The 6,025-nt window shown below is 37.7% G+C and carries 7 protein-coding genes; 6 read left to right on the forward strand and 1 reads right to left on the reverse strand.

What is annotated here, in order from left to right; all coding sequences use genetic code 11:
* Positions 1–227 precede the first annotated feature (227 nt).
* Positions 228–797 carry a hypothetical protein gene (locus A2536_10090; protein OGF47028.1) on the reverse strand — a complete coding sequence of 190 codons (570 nt, stop codon included), beginning with the start codon at positions 795–797 and terminating at the stop codon, positions 228–230.
* A gap of 251 nt (positions 798–1,048) precedes the next feature.
* Between A2536_10090 and A2536_10095 the strand changes: the two genes are divergently transcribed.
* The 6 genes from A2536_10095 to A2536_10120 all read left to right on the forward strand — a co-directional run bounded on the left by A2536_10095 (position 1,049) and on the right by A2536_10120 (position 5,674).
* Positions 1,049–1,498, forward strand: coding sequence for a hypothetical protein (locus tag A2536_10095; protein ID OGF47029.1), 450 nt, complete (start codon positions 1,049–1,051; stop codon positions 1,496–1,498).
* Between the two features lie 247 nt (positions 1,499–1,745).
* Positions 1,746–2,918, forward strand: coding sequence for a hypothetical protein (locus A2536_10100; GenBank protein ID OGF47030.1), 1,173 nt, complete (start codon positions 1,746–1,748; stop codon positions 2,916–2,918).
* 190 nt (positions 2,919–3,108) lie between these two features.
* The gene (locus A2536_10105; protein OGF47031.1) at positions 3,109–3,363 is read left to right on the forward strand and encodes a hypothetical protein; all 255 of its coding nucleotides are present in this window, start codon (positions 3,109–3,111) and stop codon (positions 3,361–3,363) included.
* Between the two features lie 317 nt (positions 3,364–3,680).
* Entirely contained in the window at positions 3,681–4,379 is a 699-nt protein-coding gene (locus tag A2536_10110) for a hypothetical protein (GenBank protein OGF47032.1), read from the forward strand.
* A 219-nt stretch (positions 4,380–4,598) separates the two neighbouring features.
* A complete protein-coding gene (locus A2536_10115) occupies positions 4,599–4,877 on the forward strand; it encodes an ArsR family transcriptional regulator (GenBank protein OGF47033.1) in 279 nt (92 codons plus the stop codon).
* A complete protein-coding gene (locus A2536_10120) occupies positions 4,874–5,674 on the forward strand; it encodes a hypothetical protein (protein ID OGF47034.1) in 801 nt (266 codons plus the stop codon). Before A2536_10115 ends, A2536_10120 begins: the two co-directional genes overlap by 4 nt.
* Positions 5,675–6,025: the final 351 nt, after the last annotated feature.

A 6,025-nucleotide genomic window follows, 5' to 3' on the forward strand; every position in this document is an offset into this window, starting at 1 on the left:
CGGTTAAAAAACCGCTTCTTGGTTCCAGTTGTCAAAGAACGGTGTTTCTAGAAATAATTGCGACACAGTCTGAATTACTAAATTATAAGCACTAAACAATTACTAACTTAATAATTAAATCTTAAATAAAAAAGCATTTTATTATTGGGTTTTTATTTGGTGATTAGGATTTAAGATTTAGTTATTGTTTAGAATTTAGTGCTTAGATCTTAGTGATTGTTATTTTGTTATTCTATCGTTTTTGGCTTTCGTCCCGAGTCAGGGTTTATCTTAGATATCTCATCTCTGAGCTTTGCGGCTTCTTCGTAATTTTCCTTCTCTATGGCTTCATTTAGTTTTACCTGAAGGTCCTTGAGCTTTTTTGTTTTCTCATCCATGTTATGATGAGGGTGGGCATCCATACCTGCCTGATTAATCACATTTTCAGAGACCAGAATGGGCGCTTTTGATCTGAGAGCTACAGCTATGGCATCCGAAGGGCGGCTGTCTATTTCTTTCTGTTCTCCGTTAACTTCAACCGTGATAGAGGCAAGAAAGGTATTATCCTTAAGATCATTGATATTGACTTTAATAACATTTGCGTTTAAGTTATCTAATATTATCTTGATCAAGTCATGAGTCCCCGGTCTTGGAAGCTTTGTATTTTCCATCTCCAGAGCGATTGACTGAGCTTCAAACGGACCCACATAAATAGGAAGCCATTTGCTGTTAACATCATCTCTTAGAATAACAGCAAAACCCCTTGTAACCGGGTCTACGACAACTCCCTGTACTATGACAGCGACCATTTCATTCATGCTGTAATTATAAAGGAAAATACACGAAAAGTCAAATTGAAATCGCGCCCCGTAGCCCTGTACCTGAGGTATTCGAATGGTTCAGTGTGGCCCTGCATCTGAATACTTTTTGAGTCAGATGCAATTTAACATTGAATAACTCTGCTTTCTTATGCTAAAATTTAAATGACATTGTAAGTTAATTTACATAATAAAGTGTTAAAAAAATGTATTATAATTTAGATATAAGATAATCTCAAGGAGGAACGAATATGAAAAAGCTTGTTGCAATAGGTTTTGTTGTTGCTCTAACCCTGACTATAGCGGGTTGCGGCGGGGGAAGTCAGTATCTTCAGGATGGAAAGATAAAGCAGAGCATAGACCAGACAAACGAGACGGATAAATATCTTATCGCTGTCGGTTTAGGCGCGCCGTCAAAAGATGCTACGGATTCCACGCAGAGGAAGGCGACTTCCAGAAATGCTGCAATAGTTGCGGCCCAGTATGATCTGGTAGGCAGAGTAAAAGGCGTTAAGATCGAGGGCGGTGTCACCATTCAGAAGGCAATGGAAACCGACTCAAAGATCAGTGCTATAGTAAATGACAGTGTAATGGGCGCGGAAGTGTCAAAGACGGAATGGACTGCCGATGACGGCTGTATCATCACTATGAGGTTGGATAAACAGAAACTCGCACAACAGCTCAATACGAAAATAGAATAATTAATTTCCCCCTGAAAAAGGGGGACGGTCTCATACCTTTCAGGTCTGCCGGTGCTTGATAACACCGGCGGCCTGTTTTTTAAAGTATAGAAAATTGGAACTATATCTTGTATCAGTGTCCACCTGTGGTGAGATCTCGCCAAAGGCGGAGAATCCGACAGTATTGTGGTCTCATCGAAAGATCCGCCCTATATAACTGGCGGAAGTGAAATCGCTTTTTCAAAAATTTCTGTAATATGGAGTCATTATGTTTAAAAAAATAGTTATCCTTGGGCTCTGTTTAATTCTTGCCGGCTGCGGGGCTTCAAGAAAAGTTGTTAAATCCGAAGTTGCGGAATCTCCGGAGGAAAAAGAAGTTCTGGTTGAAGTAGAAGCCGAAAGTCTTATAGCCCCGGTGGCAGGGAATATTCTTGCTACAAAAGAGCAGGGTTTAGAAGCCGCAAAAAGAAACGCCATAGAAAAAGCGATCGGGGTTTGGATTACAGGCCAGCAGATCGTTTCGCAGGCTGCATTGATAGAAGAAAAAATATTTTCCAAAGTAGGCGGCTATATAAAAGATTACAAGGTTCTCTCCCAGGGATCTGACGGCGAGTTTTATAAAACAAAAATCTGGGCAAGCGTAAAACAGGCGGATATAAGAAAACAGATAAATGACCTGGGGCTTCTTTTGCAGACTAAAACCGTAAATAATCCCAGAGTGGTTGTTTTGATAGATGAATATGTAAACGGCGCACTGGTAAGCACTCAAACAGCAGCGACCGTGATTATGGCAGAACTTTTAAGCAAGGACTATAAGGTAGTAGATCAGGAACAGCTGGATAAGAACAAAAAAGACGATCAGATGCTGGCAGCCTTGCGGGGCGACGAAAAAGCTGCGGCGCAGATAGCTAAAAAATTTGATGCTGAAATAGCTGTAATTGGAAAGGTTGAGTCTGTAGTTAAACCGAATCCAAGTGAATACTTGAAAGATACAATGCTTGCGAATACCACACTTAACCTGAAAGTGGTGAAAACTACTACAGGTGAAGCTCTTTTTGCTGTTTCGAAAAGCGGAAAAGTATGGGATTATACGGCTGATGCCGCAGTGGCAAAAATGGCTGCTAAGACCGCGGGCGAGGCCTCAACGGATCTTTCCGGAAGTATAGCTGCGAAACTTTATGAAAGTGCTTCCGCATTGATAACCGTTAAAGGAATAAGCAATTTAAATAAACTTGAAGATTTCAGAAAAGCCGTCAGATATCTCGACGGGGTTGCTGATGCCAGAACCAGAGATTTTGTCGAAGGCACCGCACAGATTGAGTTGACCTTAAAATACGGCAACGCCCAGTTAATAGCCGCCAAGTTGGAAAACTTAAAAGATTGGAAAATAAAGGTAGACGAAACCGCAGGAAATATAGTAAATTGTACAGTAGCAAAATAAAGTACAATCTATGAAGTACAAAGTACGAAGTTTTATGTTAGGGAGTTTTAATAAATTAATACCACATTAATGTAGAACGTTATGGACCTTATAGACGTTATAGACTTTTATGGACATGCTATCTTGTTTGTATCAGTGGAATCCTGTAGCACTGTAATCGGTGGAATCTTTTTCGACGAAAGGAATATATATGGGCGAGCCTAAAAACATTCAAGAAGTTCACGAACTACTCAAACGGATGCAGGACAACAAGAAAGTTGATCCAAACGAAGTGGCTTATTATTTAAAGAAAGCCATTACCAAAAAAGAAAGCCAGGGCGTCTGGGTAAAACAGGAAAAAGAAGGAAAAGACGAATCCCTCTCCGTGGTTAGAGTCGAATACGACAAAGAACTCGTAGCCATGCGCCTAAACGGCAAGAAAAAAGACGATAATCGAAGAAGGTAGTTGCCTGATTAATCAGGCTCAATATCATGCCTTGCGCATGATCCCCGCCTTAATTATTGGCGGGCAGGCAGCCTCAGGTGGAAAACGAGCAACTACTGCATGTTTTTATATCTGCAAAATGTTCAGACGCTTTCATAGCTTTGTTGAGTCGTGGAGCTCATTATTTTGGAACCATATCTTGTATCAGTGTCCACCTGTGGTGAGAGCTCGCTAAGGGCGGAGAATCAGATAGTTTTGTAATCTCGTCGAAAGATCCGCCTAATATTACTGGCGGAAGTAAAATCGCTTTTCAAAAATCTATTGGAGTGTAATTCATTATGGCCAGCATATTAATAGTTGATGATGAAAAGAATATACTCGAATCACTTAAAATACTGTTAGGTAATAAATATGACCTGACTTTATGTGATTCCGGTTGTAAAGCCTTAGAAAATATAAATAAGACAAATTTTGATATAGTGCTTACCGATATGAAATTAGGAGATATAAGCGGAACCGATGTCTTGAAGAGAGTAAAAGAAGTACATAGTGATACGGATGTTATTATTATGTCTGCTTATAAGACCAAAGAGTATATATTCGATGCCGGAAAATACGGTGCATTCGATTATCTTTATGGCGAGTATGCCGCAGAAAACCACGGAGGTAACTCTGTGGATGAATGCGGCATGAATAATAAATTGAATTCCATTCGCCGAAACTCCGGACGTAAGTCCGCAGAGGTTCATAAACCTTTTGATAAAGATGTAATATTGAATTTAATAAAAAATCTTATAAGTAGAAAGAAAGCCGGCAAAGAATCCTCCATCACTAAATCGAATGCCGCAGCTGTATATACAGATGAAGAACGTAAGGTTATGAAGCTTTTACTTAAAGATAAGTCAAACAAAGAAATCGCCTGTGTGCTCAATAAAAATGAGACCTATGTGAAAAATGTTTTACGTGTAATCTTTCCAAAAATGGGCGTAAAAAATAGACCTGAAGCCAAAATTAAAATCCCCGCCATACTTAATTAGCTGGTCCAACCGGAAACCTCCTCAAAAACTTAATATCGCTCCTTTTGATGTTGAAGCTTGTTTTACCTGAGTTCATGCCTGCTTTTAATTATAGAAAAATAATGCAACTTTGGATTAATTATAATTCCAGACAAGTGCTATTTGCCTATTGACATCTGATTAAAAACCTGTTAATATTTACACGGTTGTCTAAATATCTAAACGGCAGGAAGGGTGATAATGAATTCGAATAATGTTTTTGTTGCTTTATCTGATGAGACAAGGCGTGACATTCTGGCGCTTTTAAAGAAAAAAAATATGTCGGCCGGAGAAATAGCTGCTAAATTTGATATTTCTAAACCATCAATTTCTCATCATCTTTCATCCCTTAAGAACGCCAATCTTGTATCGGAAAAAAGGGATGGACAGCATATAATATACTCGCTTAATCTTTCTGTAATGGAAGAGGTAGCGGCGGCATTTTTTGAGTTATTTAAGAAAAGAGGAGGTAGTAAATGAAATTAAATATTTTGTTTATTTTGAGTAGCTATGTTATACCGATTGCGTTTATTGTGGCCGTGCTTATATTTTTCTTTTACATTTCCAGGAAATTAGTCAAAGTTGTGTTTCCTGTGTTTAGTAAGGAAACAATAAAAAGTTTTCTTAAGATAGATTGGTTTGCTGTGATTGTGATTCTAATTGTTATTATTATGAGCTTGTATTATTGGAATCTTCCCGTAAATGATGGGGTAGCTCATTGGCGTACAGGAAAAAATGGAGAAATAATTAATAGCACAATCCTTTTTTTTCTAATTATCATTTCTTCTATTATTCAGCGAAGGTTGCCTTCAGCTAAGATGGATGATAAAGAGAAGAAGATCATGAAAGTGAGGGATAATATATTTTTTGTGATCTGTTTAATTGCTGATTATTTAATGTTAAATGATGCCTATTTAAATAATCCGAGCTACTTTCGTAATTATGGCGGTCTAATCGGTGGTATGTATTGTTTAGTTTTTGGGAATTATTTACCAAAAATAAAGAACGAATTGCGGCTTTTTGGAGTTAATAAGGTTAAGTACACCGAAGAAGTTATTAAAAAAACAAATAAAGTTGGAGGCAAAATATTCTTTGTTTTTGGATTGCTCTGTCTAATGCTTTCAGTTCCAACTTTTATTATTCACAGATTGCCGCAGTGGTATATTCAAATAGGTTTGTATTTCCCGTTATTCTTTTTTATTATATTGTTTGTAATTGTTCCTGGTTTAGAAAAGAGATATCAAGATCAGATTGAAAGTAAAAAGCCAGAAATTTAAAATCGCAATAACAGTAGTCTGAAAACTATATCGGAAAGATTTATAGTCGGCTGATAAGCTTCAATTATGAAATTAGGTGATATAAATGAAGCTGATGTGTTAAGGAAAGTAAAAGAAAGACTAAATCGAAATGAAACCTTTTAAAATTGTGCGTAAAGAATAGATCTGAATCCAAAAATTAAATCCATGCTATTCTTAATTGGTCAGCCTAACCAGAAAGAACCCCCCCTGCTTTTCAAGTGTACACTCGGTGTACACGACAGCGATTCCGCAACTATAATAAATAGCCCTATAAAAACCTGTATATACCCTGAGAAAAACGATTATTACCTGTTTAAGCAAATTCGCACT

The sequence above is a fragment of the Candidatus Firestonebacteria bacterium RIFOXYD2_FULL_39_29 genome (assembly GCA_001778375.1).
Classification (GTDB): Bacteria; Oederibacteriota; D2-FULL-39-29; order D2-FULL-39-29; family D2-FULL-39-29; genus D2-FULL-39-29.

What these genes read in the sequence shown, in the direction of transcription:
- A2536_10120 (OGF47034.1), top strand. Translation starts at nt 4,874, where the DNA reads ATGAAATTAAATATTTTGTTTATTTTGAGTAGCTATGTTATACCGATT.
- A2536_10100 (OGF47030.1), top strand. Translation starts at nt 1,746, where the DNA reads ATGTTTAAAAAAATAGTTATCCTTGGGCTCTGTTTAATTCTTGCCGGC.
- A2536_10110 (OGF47032.1), top strand. Translation starts at nt 3,681, where the DNA reads ATGGCCAGCATATTAATAGTTGATGATGAAAAGAATATACTCGAATCA.
- A2536_10090 (OGF47028.1), bottom strand. Translation starts at nt 797, where the DNA reads ATGAATGAAATGGTCGCTGTCATAGTACAGGGAGTTGTCGTAGACCCG.
- A2536_10095 (OGF47029.1), top strand. Translation starts at nt 1,049, where the DNA reads ATGAAAAAGCTTGTTGCAATAGGTTTTGTTGTTGCTCTAACCCTGACT.
- A2536_10115 (OGF47033.1), top strand. Translation starts at nt 4,599, where the DNA reads ATGAATTCGAATAATGTTTTTGTTGCTTTATCTGATGAGACAAGGCGT.
- A2536_10105 (OGF47031.1), top strand. Translation starts at nt 3,109, where the DNA reads ATGGGCGAGCCTAAAAACATTCAAGAAGTTCACGAACTACTCAAACGG.